The sequence below is a fragment of the Pseudomonas sp. LBUM1679 genome, assembly GCF_059695565.1.
Genome location: NZ_CP166774.1, coordinates 5485953 through 5503179, shown reverse-complemented (window position 1 = coordinate 5503179; position 17227 = coordinate 5485953). Strand labels below are relative to the sequence as shown.

Annotated in this window: 16 protein-coding genes; 10 read left to right on the top strand and 6 right to left on the bottom strand. The window is 60.9% G+C overall.

The window, feature by feature from the left end; all coding sequences use genetic code 11:
• Positions 1-119: 119 nt before the first annotated feature.
• Positions 120-533, top strand: a complete 414-nt coding sequence (arfB, locus tag ACA062_RS24950; protein ID WP_008010994.1) for an alternative ribosome rescue aminoacyl-tRNA hydrolase ArfB — start codon at positions 120-122, stop codon at positions 531-533.
• Here the strand turns inward: arfB and ACA062_RS24945 are convergent.
• The 6 genes from ACA062_RS24945 to phhA all read right to left on the bottom strand — a co-directional run bounded on the left by ACA062_RS24945 (position 530) and on the right by phhA (position 5048).
• Positions 530-1744 (bottom strand): MFS transporter, encoded by a 1215-nt coding sequence (locus ACA062_RS24945; RefSeq protein ID WP_497453452.1) that lies wholly within the window; start codon positions 1742-1744, stop codon positions 530-532. The two genes, arfB and ACA062_RS24945, sit on opposite strands and share 4 nt — an antisense overlap.
• 100 nt (positions 1745-1844) lie before the next feature.
• Positions 1845-2045 (bottom strand): hypothetical protein, encoded by a 201-nt coding sequence (locus ACA062_RS24940; RefSeq protein WP_497457495.1) that lies wholly within the window; start codon positions 2043-2045, stop codon positions 1845-1847.
• A 76-nt stretch (positions 2046-2121) separates the two neighbouring features.
• Positions 2122-2253 carry a hypothetical protein gene (locus tag ACA062_RS24935; protein WP_307328006.1) on the bottom strand — a complete coding sequence of 44 codons (132 nt, stop codon included), beginning with the start codon at positions 2251-2253 and terminating at the stop codon, positions 2122-2124.
• Positions 2254-2608: 355 nt separating this feature from the next.
• Positions 2609-3802 (bottom strand): amino acid aminotransferase, encoded by a 1194-nt coding sequence (locus tag ACA062_RS24930; RefSeq protein ID WP_497453451.1) that lies wholly within the window; start codon positions 3800-3802, stop codon positions 2609-2611.
• A complete protein-coding gene (locus tag ACA062_RS24925; RefSeq protein ID WP_150712199.1) occupies positions 3802-4158 on the bottom strand; it encodes a 4a-hydroxytetrahydrobiopterin dehydratase in 357 nt (118 codons plus the stop codon). Before ACA062_RS24925 ends, ACA062_RS24930 begins: the two co-directional genes overlap by 1 nt.
• 104 nt (positions 4159-4262) lie before the next feature.
• A complete protein-coding gene (phhA, locus tag ACA062_RS24920) occupies positions 4263-5048 on the bottom strand; it encodes a phenylalanine 4-monooxygenase (protein ID WP_497453450.1) in 786 nt (261 codons plus the stop codon).
• 403 nt (positions 5049-5451) lie between these two features.
• Between phhA and ACA062_RS24915 the strand changes: the two genes are divergently transcribed.
• From ACA062_RS24915 to ACA062_RS24875, 9 genes are all read left to right on the top strand, one after another.
• Complete coding sequence (locus ACA062_RS24915; protein ID WP_497453449.1) at positions 5452-7011, top strand: sigma-54-dependent transcriptional regulator; 1560 nt, start codon at positions 5452-5454, stop codon at positions 7009-7011.
• Between the two features lie 337 nt (positions 7012-7348).
• Positions 7349-8086, top strand: a complete 738-nt coding sequence (locus ACA062_RS24910; RefSeq protein ID WP_497453448.1) for a flagellar basal body rod protein FlgF — start codon at positions 7349-7351, stop codon at positions 8084-8086.
• Between the two features lie 48 nt (positions 8087-8134).
• Entirely contained in the window at positions 8135-8920 is a 786-nt protein-coding gene (gene flgG / locus ACA062_RS24905) for a flagellar basal-body rod protein FlgG (protein ID WP_128871735.1), read from the top strand.
• 52 nt (positions 8921-8972) lie between these two features.
• The gene (gene flgH, locus ACA062_RS24900) at positions 8973-9668 is read left to right on the top strand and encodes a flagellar basal body L-ring protein FlgH (RefSeq protein WP_138968644.1); all 696 of its coding nucleotides are present in this window, start codon (positions 8973-8975) and stop codon (positions 9666-9668) included.
• A 9-nt stretch (positions 9669-9677) separates the two neighbouring features.
• Entirely contained in the window at positions 9678-10784 is a 1107-nt protein-coding gene (locus ACA062_RS24895) for a flagellar basal body P-ring protein FlgI (RefSeq protein ID WP_497453447.1), read from the top strand.
• 11 nt (positions 10785-10795) lie between these two features.
• Positions 10796-12106 (top strand): flagellar assembly peptidoglycan hydrolase FlgJ, encoded by a 1311-nt coding sequence (gene flgJ, locus ACA062_RS24890; protein WP_497453446.1) that lies wholly within the window; start codon positions 10796-10798, stop codon positions 12104-12106.
• 17 nt (positions 12107-12123) lie between these two features.
• Positions 12124-14148, top strand: coding sequence for a flagellar hook-associated protein FlgK (gene flgK / locus ACA062_RS24885; protein WP_497453445.1), 2025 nt, complete (start codon positions 12124-12126; stop codon positions 14146-14148).
• Between the two features lie 14 nt (positions 14149-14162).
• Positions 14163-15752, top strand: a complete 1590-nt coding sequence (locus ACA062_RS24880) for a flagellar hook-associated protein 3 (RefSeq protein ID WP_497453444.1) — start codon at positions 14163-14165, stop codon at positions 15750-15752.
• A gap of 475 nt (positions 15753-16227) precedes the next feature.
• A complete protein-coding gene (locus ACA062_RS24875) occupies positions 16228-17154 on the top strand; it encodes a ketoacyl-ACP synthase III (RefSeq protein ID WP_497453443.1) in 927 nt (308 codons plus the stop codon).
• Positions 17155-17227 lie beyond the last annotated feature (73 nt).

Here is a 17227-nt window from a genome sequence, read left to right as displayed (position 1 = left end):
CGCGGTCCATCAGGCATACCGCGTTATCGTTCATCGCGGGCTAGCCACGCTCCCACAGGGACCGCATTCTTCCAGTTCATTCGCGGTATCCTGCGCGTTCTGAATACGGACCTTTTTCCATGCTGGTGATTTCCAACAACGTGCATCTGCCGGATGCCGAGATCGAATTGACGGCCATTCGTGCCCAGGGGGCGGGTGGGCAGAACGTCAACAAGGTCTCCAGTGCGGTGCACCTGCGCTTCGACATTCCGGCCTCGTCCTTGCCCGAGTTCTACAAGGAGCGGCTGCTGGCGTTGCGGGACAGCCGGATCACCAGCGAAGGCGTGTTGATCATCAAGGCCCAGCAATACCGCACCCAGGAAGCCAATCGCGCCGACGCGCTGGAGCGCCTGACCGAGTTGATCCTCAGCGCCACCAAGGTCGAAAAGAAACGCCGTCCGACCAAGCCGACCCTCGGTTCGAAAAAGCGCCGGCTCGAATCCAAGACCAAGCGCGGCAGCATCAAGGCCGGGCGTGGCAAGGTCGACTTCTAGCGCGCGTCCCGTTCTTCGCGGTGCTTCTCACTCAGGTGTTTTGGCGCCTGCCGGTACAGGTAAACGCTCAGGGCCAGGCCGCTCAGGGCGGCGAGGGCGGCGAACAGGAAGATCGAGGCAAACCCGAAACCTGCCGCAATCGCACCGGCCAGCGGGCCGGTAATCCCCAGTGACAAATCGATGAACAACGAATAAGCCCCGACCGCCGCGCCACGGCTGGAGGCCGGCACCAGGTTGACCGCTTCCACCCCCAGTGCCGGGAACACCAGCGAGAAGCCGAAACCGCTCAGCGCTGCGCCGGCCAGCGCCCAATGCGCATCCGGCGCCAGCCACAGCAGCAGCAAGCCCAGGGTTTCCACCGACAGGCAGGCAATCGCCACGCGAAAGCCGCCGAGGCGGTTGATCAGGTTGCCGAACAGCAACCGGGCGCCGATGAAGCTGGCGCCGAACAGGCTCAGGCACAGCACCGCGTTATCCCAGTGTTGCGTGGCGTAATACAGGGTGATGAAGGTCGCGATAGTGCCGAAACCGATGGAGCCCAGCGCCAGTCCGCAGCCATGGGGCAACACCCGCCCCAGCACATGCATGAACGGCAGGCGTTCGCCGACCACGATCGGCGCCGCGGTTTTCGGCCATGCCAGCGCCAGGCCGAGGATGGCCAGCAGCACGATACTCACGCCCATGCTCCACAAGCCCCATCGACTGACCAGCAACACCCCCAGCGGCGCACCGACCGCCAGCGCGCCATAGCTGGCGATGCCGTTCCAGGAGATGACCTTGGCGGTGTTCGCTGCGCCGACCCGGCCGATGCCCCAGCCGATCGAGCCCGAACCGACCAGGCTTTCCGCGCTGCCGAGCACCAGTCGGCCGATCAACAGGCTGATCAGGCTCAAGGTCGGCAGGCTCTGGGTCCAGGCGGAAATCAGCATGAACACACCGCTCAAGCCGCAGCCGGCGAGGCCGTACATCACCGCGAGCTTGCTGCCCTTGTTATCGATGATCTTCCCGGCATAGGGCCGGCTGAGCAGGGTGGCCAGGTATTGCACGCTGATCACCAGGCCGGCGATCACCGCGCCGAAACCCAGGTCGCTGTGGACATAGCCCGGCAATACGGCCAGGGGAATCCCGATGTTGAGGTAGCCGATGAAGGTAAACAGGACGATGGAGACGACTTGCAGCGTGACCGCCAGGGGGCGCTGGTTTTCAGACATGAGGTAAAGGTCCACGGGGCAGCAGGATAGATAGGCTGCTTATGATAGCGGCGCGAGCGGCCACGGGGCGTGGAAAAGTAAAACTATTTGCCGCAGAGGGTCATTCAGGGCGCTGCGGAGCAACCAGTTGCGTGGTGACCAGGGCGGCCAGGGCATTTTCTTCGCTGCCGAAACGGGCGAGCAAGGTGGCTTGTTTCTCGGGGGACAGGCGGTGCCAGATCTCGATCATCTTCTCGGCGGTGCCGATCAGGACGCTGGCCTGCTGCTCTTCATCAAAAGAAGGGTTGAATTCGTCGGTCATGGGGTGGCGCTCGAGGTTCAGGCGGTGTGGAAAGCGCATGTTAGCGCTTTCCACACGGTCTGGCATTGCAGGTGTTTCAGTCTTCGCTGTCGGCCTGGCGGCGTTCAGATGCTTCTTTCGGCTCGGGCTGTTGGGCACCGGCTTGTTGCGTGGTCGTCTGCTCAGTTTCGTGCAGGCTTGGGAAGGGGAGATTAGGGATCTCGTGCATATCGCGCTCCTCGCAAAGTCTGTTGATAGATCTGGGTAGATCCGCGCTTTTAAAAAGCCTGGGAAGGATACAGGAGTCGAAATGACAAATAGACTTTTATATCCATTTGTTTCGACGGATGGGGTTGTATAGACAGGTCAGATATGCATCGACTGATACACCGCACCCTGTAGGAGCTGGCTTGCCAGCGAAGACGGTGTGTCAGCCAATACATGTATCGACTGATACACCGCTTTCGCTGGCAAGCCAGCTCCTACAGGGGGTGTGGTGTGTCAGTCGATTGGTGTATTGGCTGACACGCCGCCTTCACTGCGGTGCGGCGATCCGACAAGCCAGCCCACAGGGAGGCAGGTGGTTATTTGCAGACGTCTGCAATCGCCTCGGCCAGCAGATCCAAACGCGTCGCATCAATCCCCGCCACATTCGCCCGGCCAGTGCCGACCATGTACACACTGTGTTGATCACGCAGTTTTTTAACCTGCTCCGGCGTCAACCCGGTGTAGGAAAACATTCCGCGCTGCACGCCAATATGAGCAAAGCGCTCGCGCAACCCGTGCGGCTCAAGGGCTTCCACCAGGCCGCTGCGCAGCTGGGCGATACGCAAGCGCATCGTCTCCACTTCATCGGCCCAGAGACTTTTCAGCTGCGGATCGCCAAGGATGGTCGCCACGACAGCGGCGCCGTGATCCGGCGGCGTCGACCACAGGTTGCGGGCGATGTTGGCCAGTTGGCTGCGGATATCCACCAGCTTGTCGGCGGTCTTGGCGCAAACAATCAACGCGCCGGTACGGTCGCGGTACAGGCCGAAGTTCTTCGAGCAGGAACTGGTGATCAACACTTCCGGCAACTCGGCGGCAAACAGCCGGGTCGACCAGGCATCCTGTTCCAGGCCATCGCCGAAGCCCTGGTAGGCAAAATCAATCAGGGGCAACAGGTCGCGGCTGCGCACTACCTTCAATAACCGGCGCCAGTCGTCATGGGACAGGTCGAACCCGGTCGGGTTGTGGCAGCAGGCGTGCAGCAACACGACATCACCCTTGGGTGCCGCTTCGAGTGCCGCCAGCATCGCGTCGACATCGAGACGGTTGTCGCTGCCCACGTAAGGGTAGTGACTGACCTTGACGCCCGCCGCGGCGAAGATGGTTTCGTGAATCGGCCAGGTCGGACTGCTCAACCACACGCCACGGCCCGGCAGGCACTGCGCGATGAAGTCGGCGCTCAAGCGCAACGCACCGGTGCCACCCGGCGTCTGCGTCACACCGGCCCGTTGTTCGGCGATCAGCGCAGAGTCGGCACCCAGTACCAGCTCATTGATAACTTTGCCGAACGCCGGTTCGCCGTGACCGCCGATGTAGGTCTTGGTGGCCTGACGATCCACCAGCCGCGCTTCGGCGAGCTTCACCGCCTGAGGTATCGAGGTCAGGCCCTGGGCATCTTTGTAGACGCCCACGCCGAGGTCGAATTTGCGCGGGTTCGGGTCCAGCGCATAGGCCTCCATCAGGCCGAGGATCGGGTCGCCGGGGACTCGACCTATGGCGTCGAAATGCATTATTTGCGGCCCTCGGCGTCCTTGGCCACGTCGTCGGTGCGCGCGGCCATGATGAAATCGTTGCGGTGCAGGCCCTTGATGGAATGGCTCCACCAGGTCACGGTGACTTTGCCCCACTCGGTCAGCAGGCCCGGGTGGTGACCTTCGGCCTCGGAGATTTCACCAACGGCGTTGGTGAACGCCAGGGCGTGCTTGAAATTCTTGAACAGGAACACTTTTTCCAGCTGCATCACGCCGTCGCGGACTTCGATGTTCCAGTCAGGGATCTGCTTGATCAGCACCGGCAGTTCTTCGTCGCTGACCTGAGGGGCGCCGGCTTGGCAGGCTTCGCAGTGGGCTTGGTTCAATGTGGACATGATGGGTTCCTGAAATCGAATTATTGGAAATCGGCCGTCAATCTCACCACGCTAAACCAAAGCGTCGGTTCCTGACAGGCTCACATGATTCTAAAAGCCGCGGATCACGCGGCTTTTGGCGGAAATTTGGGGGTGTGCAAGCCCAGCTGCATGCCTTGCTTGACCATGCTCATGATGTCTTCATGGGCCACATCGAACAGGCGCTTGAGGTTCGGCAGAACAAAATACAGCGGCTGCAGGATGTCGATGCGATACGGCGTGCGCATGCATTCCAGCGGGTCGAACGTCTGATGCTCAGGTTCATTCGACAGGCAGTACACCGTTTCTTTAGGCGAGGACAGAATGCCGCCGCCGTAGATGCGCATGCCTTGCGGCGTATCGACCAGGCCAAACTCGATGGTCATCCAGTACAGGCGCGCCAGGTACACGCGCTCTTCCTTGGTCGCCTGCAGGCCGAGTTTGCCGTAGGTGTGGGTGAATTCGGCGAACCAGGGGTTAGTCAGCAGCGGGCAGTGACCGAAGATCTCGTGGAAAATGTCCGGCTCTTGCAGGTAATCCAGCTCTTCGCGGGTACGAATGAAGGTCGCCACCGGAAACTGTTTGTTGGCGAGCAATTCGAAAAAGGTCTGGAAGGGGATCAGTGCAGGCACCCGGGCAACTTGCCAGCCGGTGGTTTCACCGAGCACCTTGTTGATCTCGCCCAGTTGCGGAATGCGGTCGTGGGGCAGACCGAGTTTTTCGATACCGTCCAGGTATTCCTGGCACGCACGCCCTTCGATCACTTTCAGTTGGCGAGTGATCAGCGTGTTCCACACCGCGTGTTCTTCGGCGGGGTAGTCGATAAAACCTTGCGCATCGGGCTCGCGAGCCACGTAGTGCGTCTGCTTCATGCTGCTCTCCTGCTAGGGGATTTCGTTCTTGTTATGTCCTGCTATGGACTTAGAAATACCCCAAGGTGTTCGGCGTTGCAGCAGGTGGTTTGCAGCGGGCGCAGGAAAATACCACGGTTTTCGTAAAGTATTCGTTACGGTTTGCCGCTTGCCGCGCAAGTATTGAGATCTGCGGGGTTGAAATGGCGTGCAGGTGTCACATAATCTTGACGACTATCTGCGTACCTCAGCAGAAAAATACGCCCAAGGGCACTGCAACATGCCTGGTAGGAGCAAGCTTGCTCGCGAAAGCGGTGTGTCAGACGACTTTTATTTACCTGATCCACCGCTATCGCGAGCAAGCTTGCTCCTACAGGTCGAGCGCCTGCTATCTACCTCATTCACCGCTTTTTCAGGCCTTTATATGCGTATCAAAGTTCACTGCCAGAACCGCATCGGCATCCTGCGCGACATTCTCAACCTGCTGGTGGAATACGGGATCAACGTCGCTCGCGGCGAGGTCGGCGGTGAGCATGGCAATGCCATCTACCTGCTTTGCCCGAACCTGATCAACATTCAGTTCCAGGCGCTACGGCCGAAATTCGAATCGATTGCCGGGGTCTTCGGGGTCAAGCGTGTCGGGCTGATGCCCAGCGAGCGTCGGCACATGGAGCTCAATGCCTTGCTCGGCGCGCTGGAGTTTCCGGTGCTGTCGATCGACATGGGCGGCTCGATCGTCGCGGCCAACCGTGCGGCGGCGCAGTTGCTCGGGGTGCGCGTCGATGAGGTGCCGGGGATCCCGTTGTCGCGGTACGCCGAGGATTTCGACTTGCCGGAACTGGTGCGCGCCAACAAGTCGCGGATCAACGGGCTGCGGGTCAAGGTCAAGGGCGACGTGTTTCTCGCCGACATTGCGCCGTTGCAATCGGAGCATGACGACAGCGAAGCCATGGCCGGCGCGGTGCTGACCCTGCATCGCGCGGATCGGGTGGGTGAGCGCATTTATAACGTGCGCAAGCAGGAACTGCGCGGGTTCGACAGCATCTTCCAGAGTTCGAAAGTGATGGCCGCCGTGGTGCGCGAAGCCCGGCGCATGGCGCCGCTGGATGCGCCGCTATTGATAGAAGGCGAAACCGGCACCGGCAAGGAGTTGCTGGCGCGCGCCTGCCACCTGGCGAGCCCCCGTGGCCAGTCACCGCTGATGGCGCTCAACTGCGCCGGCCTGCCGGAATCCATGGCCGAGACCGAGTTGTTCGGCTACGGCCCCGGCGCCTTTGAAGGGGCGCGGGCCGAAGGCAAGCTCGGGCTGCTGGAGCTGACGGCGGGCGGTACGCTGTTTCTCGACGGCGTCGGCGAAATGAGCCCGCGCCTGCAGGTGAAATTGCTGCGTTTCCTGCAGGACGGTTGCTTCCGTCGTGTCGGCAGTGATGAAGAGGTTTATCTGGATGTGCGCGTGATCTGCGCGACCCAGGTCGACCTGTCCGAGCTGTGCGCTCGCGGGGAGTTTCGCCAGGATCTGTATCACCGCCTGAACGTGCTGTCGTTGCACATCCCGCCGTTGCGCGAGTGTCTCGACGGGTTGACGCCGCTGGTGGAACACTTCCTCGATCAAGCCAGCCGGCAGATCGGTTGCCCGCTGCCGAAACTGGCGCCGGCGGCGATGGAGCGGCTCAGTCACTACCATTGGCCGGGCAATGTCCGGCAACTGGAGAATGTGTTGTTCCAGGCGGTTTCGTTGTGCGAGGGCGGGACGGTCAAGGCCGAGCACATTCGATTGCCGGATTACGGAGTGCGTCAGCCCCTTGGCGATTTCTCGCTGGAGGGTGGGCTGGACGAGATTGTCGGGCGCTTCGAGAAGGCGGTGCTGGAGCGGCTGTATTCCGAGCATCCGAGCAGTCGGCAACTGGGGAAGCGGTTGGGGGTTTCGCATACCACCATTGCCAACAAGTTGCGCGAATATGAGGTTGGCAAGACCGAGACATAGCGGGCGCTTGTTGTGTTTGTTCGGGCCTCTTCGCGGGCAAGCCCGCTCCCACAGGGATCTTCAGGGTTCACACTATCCCTGAACAACCAACAACCCTGTGGGAGCGGGCTTGCCCGCGATGAGGCCAGCATAGGCAACACTCAGGTCAAGCCTTGCCACCCACCGGCATAACACCGCCGGTTTTTCGACTTTGACACAATCCCCCATTCCCTCCTGAACCCCTCAACCCCTTTGTTTGCCGGCCCCCGCGCCGCCAGAAAAAAGTTGGTCTGCAAATTGCTTATGGCTCAGCAGTACAGCTGTGGGCGGCAAACGTCCGGCATGCAGAGGAAAGAGTGTGGACAAGTACCTTTATGTGGCAATGACCGGCGCCAGCCAGAATGCACTGGCGCAGAAGGCTCATGCGAACAACCTGGCGAACATCTCCACCAACGGCTTCCAGAAAGACCTGGAGCAGGCGCGTTCGATGCCGGTGTTCGGTGACGGCTTTGCGGCGCGGGCGTTTGCCCTGACCGAGCGTCCGGCCACCGACTTTTCCCCTGGCGCGCTGGTAGAGACCGGCCGCGACCTCGATGTCGCCGTGCAAGGCAACGGCTGGATTGCGGTGCAGAACCCCGACGGCGGCGAAAGCTACGTGCGCACCGGCAGCCTGAACGTCGACGCCCTCGGCGTGCTGCGGGCCGGCAACGGCATGCCGGTGCTGGGCAATGGCGGGCCGATTGCCGTGCCGCCCGAGCAGCAGATCGAAGTGGGCGAGGACGGCAGCATCAGCATTCGGGCGATGGGCGAGGGCCCGCGGGTGATGGCGCAAGTCGACCGCATCAAACTGGTCAACCCGGACTTCAAGAACATGACCAAAGGCCTGGACGGTTCGATCCACACCAAGGACGGCCAGCCGGCGCAGGCCGATGCCAACGTCAAGCTGGTGTCCGGCTTCCTCGAGTCGAGCAACGTCAATGCCGTGGAAGAGATGACCTCGGTGCTGGCCCTGGCCAAGCAGTTCGAACTGCACGTCAAGATGATGAACACCGCCAAAGAAGACGACCAGGCCATGGCTCGGGTCTTGCAGATCTAATAATCATCAGAACGTCGCGCCGTAAAACAGGCGCACGAGGAGAATCGAATGCTTCCGGCTCTATGGGTTGCCAAAACAGGCCTGTCCGCCCAGGACACCAACCTGACGACCATTTCCAACAACCTGGCCAACGTCTCGACCACGGGTTTCAAACGTGACCGCGCCGAGTTCCAGGACTTGCTCTACCAGATCAAACGCCAGCCAGGCGCCCAGTCGACCCAGGACAGCGAACTGCCGTCGGGTCTACAAGTGGGCACCGGTGTGCGCATCGTCGGCACCCAGAAAAACTTCACCGCCGGCAGCCTGCAGACCACCGAGCAACCGTTGGACATGGCCATCGACGGCCGCGGTTTCTTCCAGATCCTGCAGCCGGACGGCACCACGTCCTACACCCGTGACGGTACCTTCCACCTCGACTCCAACGGCCAGATCGTCAACGCCAGCGGCTTCGCCCTGGAACCGGCCATCGTCATCCCCAACGACGCCCAGACCTTCACGGTCGGTCGCGACGGCACCGTGTCCATCACCGTGGCCGGCAACCCGGCCGCCCAGGTGATCGGCAACCTGCAAACCGCCGACTTCATCAACCCGGCCGGCCTGCAGGCAGTGGGCAACAACCTGTTCCTGGAAACCGCCGCCAGCGGCGCGCCGCAAGTCGGCACCCCGGGCCTGGCCGGTTTCGGCACCACGCTGCAGAACACCCTGGAAACCTCCAACGTCAGCACCGTTGAAGAGATGGTCAACATGATCACCACTCAACGCGCCTACGAGATGAACTCCAAGGTGATTTCCACCGCCGACCAGATGCTCTCGTTCGTCACGCAGAATCTGTAATCAAGTCCATGGGGCGCCCACGTGGTCGCCAGCAACACCGTGAGGTAGGGTCATGAATCGCTTTGTATCTGTCCTGGCACTGAGTGGGATCACCGCGCTCGCGGGTTGTGTCGCCCCACCGCCCAAGCCCAATGACCCTTACTACGCCCCGGTGTTGCCGCGCACGCCGCTGCCGGCGGCGGCCAACAACGGCTCGATCTACCAGGCCGGTTTCGAACAGAACCTGTACAGCGACCGCAAGGCGTTCCGGGTCGGTGACATCATCACCATCACCCTGAACGAGCGCACCCAGGCCAGCAAGAACGCCAATTCGCAAACCGCCAAGAACAGCAAGACCGACATCGGCCTGAGCTCGTTTTTCGGCGGCGGTCTGAGCACCAACGACCCGGTGGGCAGCGGTAACCTGAGCCTGGACGTCGGTTACGCCGGCGACCGCGCAACCAAGGGCGACAGCAAGTCCGGCCAGAGCAACAGCCTCACCGGTTCGATCACGGTGACCGTCGCCGACGTCTTGCCCAACGGCATCATCGCCGTGCGCGGCGAGAAATGGCTGACCCTCAACACCGGTGACGAGCTGGTGCGGATTGCCGGCCTGGTGCGCGCCGATGACATCGCCACCGACAACACCGTGTCCTCGACCCGGGTCGCCGACGCACGCATCACCTATTCGGGCACCGGTGCCTTTGCCGACGCGAGTCAGCCAGGCTGGTTCGACCGTTTCTTCCTCAGCCCGCTGTTCCCTTTCTAGGTGGCCACGTTGAATTTGAGAAGTCTCATCGTTGCGGCCTTGTTGGTGTGTGCAGCGTCCAGCGCCCAGGCTGAGCGCCTGAAGGACATCGCCAGCATTTCCGGGGTGCGTTCCAACCAATTGATCGGCTACGGCCTGGTGGTCGGGCTCAACGGCACCGGCGACCAGACGACCCAGACCCCGTTCACGCTGCAGACCTTCAACAACATGCTCTCGCAGTTCGGCATCAAGGTGCCGCCGGGTTCGGGCAACGTGCAGTTGAAAAACGTCGCGGCCGTGTCGATCAGTGCCGACTTGCCGGCGTTCGCCAAGCCGGGTCAGCAGATCGACATTACCGTGTCCTCCATCGGCAACTCCAAGAGCCTGCGCGGCGGCACCTTGCTGCTGACCCCGCTCAAGGGCATCGACGGCAACGTCTACGCCATCGCCCAGGGCAACCTGGTGGTCGGCGGCTTCGATGCCGAAGGTCGCGACGGTTCCAAGATCACGGTCAACGTGCCCTCGGCCGGGCGCATCCCCGGTGGGGCCTCGGTTGAGCGTTCGGTGCCGAGCGGGTTCAACCAGGGCAACAGCCTGACCCTGAACCTCAACCGTTCGGACTTCACCACCGCCAAGCGCATCGTCGACAAGATCAACGACCTGCTCGGCCCCGGCGTGGCCCAGGCCATCGACGGCGGCTCGATTCGCGTCAGCGCGCCGCTCGATCCAAGCCAGCGCGTCGACTACCTGTCGATCCTCGAAAACCTTGAAGTCGACCCGGGCCAGGCGGTGGCGAAAGTCATCATCAACTCCCGCACCGGCACCATCGTGATCGGCCAGAACGTCAAGGTATCCCCGGCCGCCGTGACCCACGGCAGCCTGACCGTGACCATCACCGAAGACCCGATCGTCAGCCAGCCCGGCCCGCTGTCCAACGGGCAGACGGCCGTCGTGCCGCGCTCGCGGGTCAACGCCCAGCAGGAAGCCAAGCCGATGTTCAAGTTCGGCCCGGGCACCACCCTCGACGAAATCGTCCGGGCGGTGAACCAGGTCGGCGCCGCGCCGGGTGACTTGATGGCCATCCTCGAAGCGCTGAAACAGGCCGGCGCCTTGCAAGCCGACTTGATCGTGATCTGAGGATGACGACCATGGACATGCGCAAGGGCGGTGTGGGGGTCAGCAGCAGCGACTCGGGGTCCTATTCGGACCTCAATCGCCTGAACCAGCTCAAGGTCGGCGACAAGAACAGCGACGGCAACCTGCGCAAGGTCGCGCAGGAATTCGAGTCGCTGTTCCTCGGTGAAATGCTCAAATCCATGCGCTCGGCCACCGACGCGCTGGGCCAGGACAACCCGCTCAACACCCCGGCGGCCAAGCAGTACCAGGAAATGTACGACCAGCAGCTCGCCGTATCCATGTCCCGCGAAGGCGGCGGCATCGGCCTGGCGGACGTGTTGATGCGGCAGATGGCGAAGAACAAACCGCTGGCGCCGGGCGAGGCCGCTGCCGCGTCCGCCGCCAAACAGGCTGCCGCCAAAGCCGCGGTGGAAACCCCGATCGCCGCCGGCACGACCGCCACCCACGGCCCCTTGTCGCGCCTCAATGGCGAGCGACCGTTATGGGCTTCGCGCTCGGTACAGTCGGCGGCGAGCGCGGGCGAGGGCGCGCATCACAACGACATGGCCCTGATCAACCAGCGGCGCCTGGCCCTGCCACCGAAACTGGCCGACCGCTTGCTCGCCGGGCTGGTGCCCTCAGCATCGACCAAGACATCGACCACGGCGTCGTCCGCCACCACAGCGCTGAACAAGGCCCAGCTACCAAGCACCCCAACCGGCGCCGGCCCCCTGTACAACGGCGACTGGCTGACCGCACAAACCGATACCACCGCCAGCGGGCGCCTGCAGGTCCATGGTCGATCCATGGCGCAAATCCCCCTGGCACCGGCGAAAAAGGCCTTCAGCTCCGCCGACGAATTCGTCAACACCATGCTGCCCATGGCCAAGGAAGCCGCCGACCGCATCGGCGTCGATCCGCGTTACCTGGTGGCCCAGGCCGCCCTGGAAACCGGCTGGGGCAAATCGGTCATGCGTGCCCAGGACGGCAGCAGCAGCCACAACCTGTTCGGCATCAAGGCCGGCAGCAGTTGGCAGGGCGATTCGGCGCGGGCGATCACCAGCGAATTCAGAAATGGCGCAATGGTCAAGGAAACGGCGCAGTTCCGTTCCTACTCCTCGTACAAGGACAGCTTCCATGACCTGGTGACCTTGCTGCAATCGAACAATCGTTATCAAGACGTCGTGAAATCCGCCGATAACCCGGAACAATTTGTGCGCGAGTTGCAGAAGGCCGGTTACGCCACCGACCCGGACTACGCCAGCAAGATTTCGCAGATAGCCAGGCAGATGAGCAGTTACCAGAACTACGCTGCGGCGGGCGTTTCCACCACGCCTTTATAGGCATAAGGGTCTGAATCATGAGTTTGCTCAATATCGGGATGTCGGGTCTGAACGCCAGCCAGGTGTCATTGGCGACCGTCGGCAACAACATTGCCAACGCCAACACCGCCGGCTATTCACGCCAACAAACCATTCAGAGCAGTAATACTTCGCACCTCAATGGCGGGGTGTTTATCGGCAGCGGTACGACCCTGGCCGATGTGCGTCGGGTCTATAACGCTTACCTCGATAACCAGCTGCAAACCTCCACCTCGCTGAGTAACGATGCCAACGCCTACCTCGAGCAGGTAAGCCCGCTGGACAAGCTGTTCTCCGACAAGACCACCGGCATCAGCGCGGTATTGAGCAGCTTCTTTGCCTCGGTGCAGACGTCTGCCGGTGCGCCGGGCGACACCGCCGGGCGGCAGTTGCTGTTGACCAATGCGCAAACGTTGAGCAACCGCTTCAACGCCCTGGCGTCGCAGATGCAGCAGCAGAACGAAGGCATCAACAGTCAGTTGACCACGATCACCGACAAGGTCAACCAGCTGACGTCGTCGATTGCCGCGTTGAACCAGCAAATTTCCCAGGCCGGCAACTCGACCGGCAGTGGCCCCAGCAACTTGCTCGATGCCCGCAGTGAAGCGGTGCGCACGCTCAATGAATTGGTCGGGGTCACCGTCCAGGAGTACAACGGCAGTTACAACGTTTCCCTGGGTACGGGGCAGTCGCTGGTGATGGGCAACACGGCGAACACACTGTCGACCGTCAGAAGCGGGATCGACAAGAGCCAGCTGAATATCCAGGTCAACTCGCCGTCGTCGGTCAGTGACGTGACGTCGGTCATCAGCGGCGGCAAGATCGGTGGGTTGCTACGCTATCGCGAAGACGTGCTGGCGCCGGCGATCAACGACCTGGGCCGCACGGCACTGGTGGTTGCCGACAAGATCAACCGTCAGCTGGGCCAGGGGCTGGATGCCAATGGCGAGTTCGGTGCTTCGCTGTTCTCCAACATCAACAGTGCTACCGCCATCAGTCAGCGCAGTGTGGGGGCTTCGACTAACAGTAAAGGTTCCGGCAACCTCAACGTCACCATCACCGACTCCAGTGCTTTGTCCAAGTTTGACTATCAGGTCACGTTCACGGCCGCGGACAAGTACACGGTCAAGCGTTCCGATGGCAAGGAGATGGGGGCTTTCGACCTGTCGCCAGCGGCAGAAATCGATGGCTTCAAGCTCGATCTCAACGGCGGCGCTCTGAAGGCCGGAGATTCGTTCAAGGTCATGCCGACCCTTGCCGGCGCGAGTTCCATCACCACCCAGATGACCGACTCGAACAAGCTGGCGTTTGCCGGCCCTCTCGTCGCGACCAGCGGCACCGGCAACAGTGGCAGCGGTGCGCTGACATCGCCCGCATTGTCCATCCCGCTGGATATTTATGGCGGCGCCGACCTGGCCAGCCTGCAAGCCGGCATCAAAAATTCGATGCCGGTGACGCTGACGTTTAAAGACGCGGTGGGCGGCAGCCAGGCATATGAAGTCTTCAACTCCAAAGGGGAGAGCATTGATAAGGGCACCATCGTTCCCGGCCAAGGCAACGATCTGACCATCAAGGTGCCGATGCTCGACGCGTCCGGCACCGCGATCCCCGGCAAATCGTTTTCCTTCAACACCACGGTCAGTGGCGCGCCGTCGAAGAATGACAAGTACGAAGTCGCGTTCAACGTGGATGGCAAGCAAGACAACCGCAATGCCAACGAACTGTTGGGCTTGCAGACCAAGGCCACGGTCGGTGTCAGTGACGGCAACGCCGGCATGAGCATGGGCACCGCTTACAGCCAACTGGTGGGACAGGTCGGCGCCAAGGCCAGCCAGGCCCTTGGCGACAGCACGGCGAGCGGTGCGATTCTGGCGCGCGCCAAGTCCGAGGTGGCCTCGGTGTCCCAGGTCAACCTCGACGATGAGGCCGCCGACCTGGTCAAGTTCCAGCAGTACTACACCGCGTCGTCGCAGATTATCAAGGCCGCGCAAGAAATCTTCAGCACGCTGATCAACAGTCTTTAAGGGAGTATTCGACGATGCGAATTTCTACAGCCCAGTACTTTGAGACGAGTGCGGCCAAGTACCAGAACAACTTCTCCTCGATCGTCAAGACCCAGGAGCAGATCACCTCGGGTGTGCGGATTCAAAGTGCCGGTGATGACCCTGTGGGCGCGTCGCAGTTGCTGATGCTGCAACAGCAGAAAGCGATGCTGGGGCAGTACAGCACCAACATGGGCAGCATCAAGAGTTCGCTGGCCACCCAGGAAAGTGTGCTGGATAGCGTCAACACCGCGCTGCAGCGTGCTCGCGAGTTGGCGCTCCAGGCGGGTAATGGTGGCTACAGCGATGCCGATCGAAAAACCATTGCCGGCGAGATAGGCGAGATTGAAGCGCAAGTATTGGGCTTGCTCAACAGCAAGGACGCGTCGGGCAACTACCTGTTCTCCGGCTCGAAAGCTTCGACACCGCCTTATGTGCGCAACAACGACGGCACCTACGCCTATCAGGGTGATGACACCCAGTTGAATCTTCAGGTGTCGGACACTTTGTCCATTGCCACCAGCGATACCGGTAAAAATATCCTCGAGTCGGCGACCAACTCGGGGCGCACCCAGGCGATTCCTGATCCGTCGAAGCCTAATGACGGTACCGTTTCAGTGTCCGCCGGCTTGATGAAGTCGAACGCGGCTTACACCAATAGTTTTACGGCTGGAGAACCTTACGAACTGAAGTTTGTCGACAGCACTCATTACACCATCGCGGACAAGACGGGTAAGGATGTAACGTCCGAAGTGTCGGGAAACGGCATATTCGATTCGAAAAAAGAAGGTGGCTCGACCATCAGCTTGCGGGGTGTGGAGTTCGACATCACCTTGCGACTCAAGGCGCCTGTGGATCCTGCGACCACCCTGCCAATGTCCCCTGATGAGGAGGTCAAGGATTACACTTTCTCCTTGGGCAGCAAACCTGACAGCTTCAACGCATCACGGACACCAAGCAATGCCTCGACGGCGCAGATCACCCCGTCCGGCATCACGAACCAGGACGACTACGTCAAAGGATTTCCCAGCAGCGGTGTGGTCATCAAGTTCACCGATGCCACCAATTACCAAGTCTATGCCCAGCCTATGGGTGCAGACAGCAAACAGATCGGGGATGGAGTTCTGGCTGCCGGCTCGATCACGTTCGCGGGGGTGAAGTTTGATTTTACCGGCGATCCGCAAGCAGAAGATCAGTTTGTGGTAGGAGCCAGCAACCACCAGACGCAAAGTGCATTGGACACCTTGAGTCAGTTACGCCAGGCGCTGGAAACACCGTCCGATGGCAACGTTCTGGCACAGATCAAGCTGAAGGACACGATAAATGCGTCGATCGGCAACCTGTCCAATGCCAGTGAACGGGTCGATAACGTTCGAGGGTCGATAGGTGCGCGCTTGAACGCCATTGACATCCAGAGCGCCGAGAACGTCAGCCAGGGCTTGAGCAACACCAGTACCCAGGCGGCTATCGGTGATACGGATGTTGCCACGGCATCCATCGAACTGGCATTCCAGCAATCACTGCTGCAGGCCTCGCAGCTGGCGTTCGTGAAAATCGCCCAGCTGAGCCTGTTCAACAAGCTTTGAGCCTTGCTCGATGACCGGCACTCTCTCGCGGGTAATGCCGTTTTTTGTGGGAGCGAGCTTGCTCGCGATGGACTCGAGAGCGCCGCGTTTAACCAGTAAACACGCGTTATCGTTTACGACCATCGCGAGCAAGCTCGCTCCTACAGTGAGCCGCATTCGCTTAACTGAACGGCATTATCTCGCTAGCCCTTTTTTCCATTCGTCGCTGGTTTCAGCCCTCCGCTTGGAGGCTGATCGCTTGTTTGTGACTGGATGTTTGGCACAAGGCACGCAAAATGCGTGACCTGCGAGTCATAATGAGCATCTTCACTGTATTGTGTCAGAAAGGATGGGCAGGGGGCTGACCCTTGTCGGACGTGTTTTCAGGGTTCTGAAGCGTCTGCACCGTATTTTTTCGCTCGGTGAAATCCAGTATTTTCAGTACCTCTCGGTCTGCGAGCGGTGATCTCCAGCTATTTAGTATTGGGAAGCCACAATGATTGGCATAAAAAGCATTGCCAGCTACGTGCCAGCGAGTGGGCTGGATAATTATGCTCAGGGCGCGAAATTCGAGAAGGATGAAGAGTTCATCCTCGGGAAAATCGGTTCGGCGTTCCTGCCGCGCAAGGACGCTGGGCAGGAAACCTCCGACCTCTGCGTCGAGGCGGCCAATGCCTTGTTTGCAAATAATCCGCAACTCGATCGTCAATCCATCGACGTGCTGATCGTCGTCACCCAGAACGGCGACGAAGAAGGCCTGCCCCACACCTCCGCCATCGTCCAGGACAAGCTGGGCCTGTCGACCAACGTCGCGGCCTTCGACATCTCCCTGGGCTGCTCCGGCTACGTCTACGGCATCTACGCCATCAAAGGCTTCATGGAAGCCACAGGCCTGAAGAATGGCCTGCTGATCACCGCCGACCCGTATTCGAAGATCGTCGACCCGGAAGATCGCAACACCACCATGTTGTTCGGCGACGCCGCCACGGCCACCTGGATGGGTGAAGACGCCGTCTGGCAGCTGGACAAGGCCAAGTTCGGCACCGACGGCTCCGGCGCGCCTCACCTGAAGGTGACGGACGGGGTGTTCTATATGAATGGGCGGCAGGTGTTCAATTTTGCCTTGCTCAAGGTGCCGGCGCATTTGCATGAGTTGCTCAATGAGTCGGGCCTGACCTCCCAGGACGTTGATGCGTTCTGCATTCACCAGGGCAGCGCGGCGATTGTCGATGCTGTGGCGCGGCGCTTTGAAAACGAGCCGGAGAAGTTCATCAAGGACATGGTCGAGACTGGCAATACTGTGTCTTCGAGTATTCCGCTGCTGCTGGAAAAGCACATGTTTGATTCCAGCTGGAAGCGAGTGGCGATCAGTGGTTTTGGTGTGGGCCTGTCCTGGGGCTCGGCGATTATCCACCGCCCTTGATCCGCGAATAACGGCTACACCGAAACGCCCATGACCGAAAGGTCATGGGCGTTTTTGCATTTGGGGCAAGGCA

Coding starts and splice junctions, on each gene's coding strand:
- arfB (WP_008010994.1), top strand. CDS start 120: ATGCTGGTGATTTCCAACAACGTGCATCTGCCGGATGCCGAGATCGAA.
- ACA062_RS24945 (WP_497453452.1), bottom strand. CDS start 1,744: ATGTCTGAAAACCAGCGCCCCCTGGCGGTCACGCTGCAAGTCGTCTCC.
- ACA062_RS24940 (WP_497457495.1), bottom strand. CDS start 2,045: ATGACCGACGAATTCAACCCTTCTTTTGATGAAGAGCAGCAGGCCAGC.
- ACA062_RS24935 (WP_307328006.1), bottom strand. CDS start 2,253: ATGCACGAGATCCCTAATCTCCCCTTCCCAAGCCTGCACGAAACTGAG.
- ACA062_RS24930 (WP_497453451.1), bottom strand. CDS start 3,802: ATGCATTTCGACGCCATAGGTCGAGTCCCCGGCGACCCGATCCTCGGC.
- ACA062_RS24925 (WP_150712199.1), bottom strand. CDS start 4,158: ATGTCCACATTGAACCAAGCCCACTGCGAAGCCTGCCAAGCCGGCGCC.
- phhA (WP_497453450.1), bottom strand. CDS start 5,048: ATGAAGCAGACGCACTACGTGGCTCGCGAGCCCGATGCGCAAGGTTTT.
- ACA062_RS24915 (WP_497453449.1), top strand. CDS start 5,452: ATGCGTATCAAAGTTCACTGCCAGAACCGCATCGGCATCCTGCGCGAC.
- flgG (WP_128871735.1), top strand. CDS start 8,135: ATGCTTCCGGCTCTATGGGTTGCCAAAACAGGCCTGTCCGCCCAGGAC.
- flgH (WP_138968644.1), top strand. CDS start 8,973: ATGAATCGCTTTGTATCTGTCCTGGCACTGAGTGGGATCACCGCGCTC.
- flgJ (WP_497453446.1), top strand. CDS start 10,796: ATGGACATGCGCAAGGGCGGTGTGGGGGTCAGCAGCAGCGACTCGGGG.
- flgK (WP_497453445.1), top strand. CDS start 12,124: ATGAGTTTGCTCAATATCGGGATGTCGGGTCTGAACGCCAGCCAGGTG.
- ACA062_RS24880 (WP_497453444.1), top strand. CDS start 14,163: ATGCGAATTTCTACAGCCCAGTACTTTGAGACGAGTGCGGCCAAGTAC.
- ACA062_RS24875 (WP_497453443.1), top strand. CDS start 16,228: ATGATTGGCATAAAAAGCATTGCCAGCTACGTGCCAGCGAGTGGGCTG.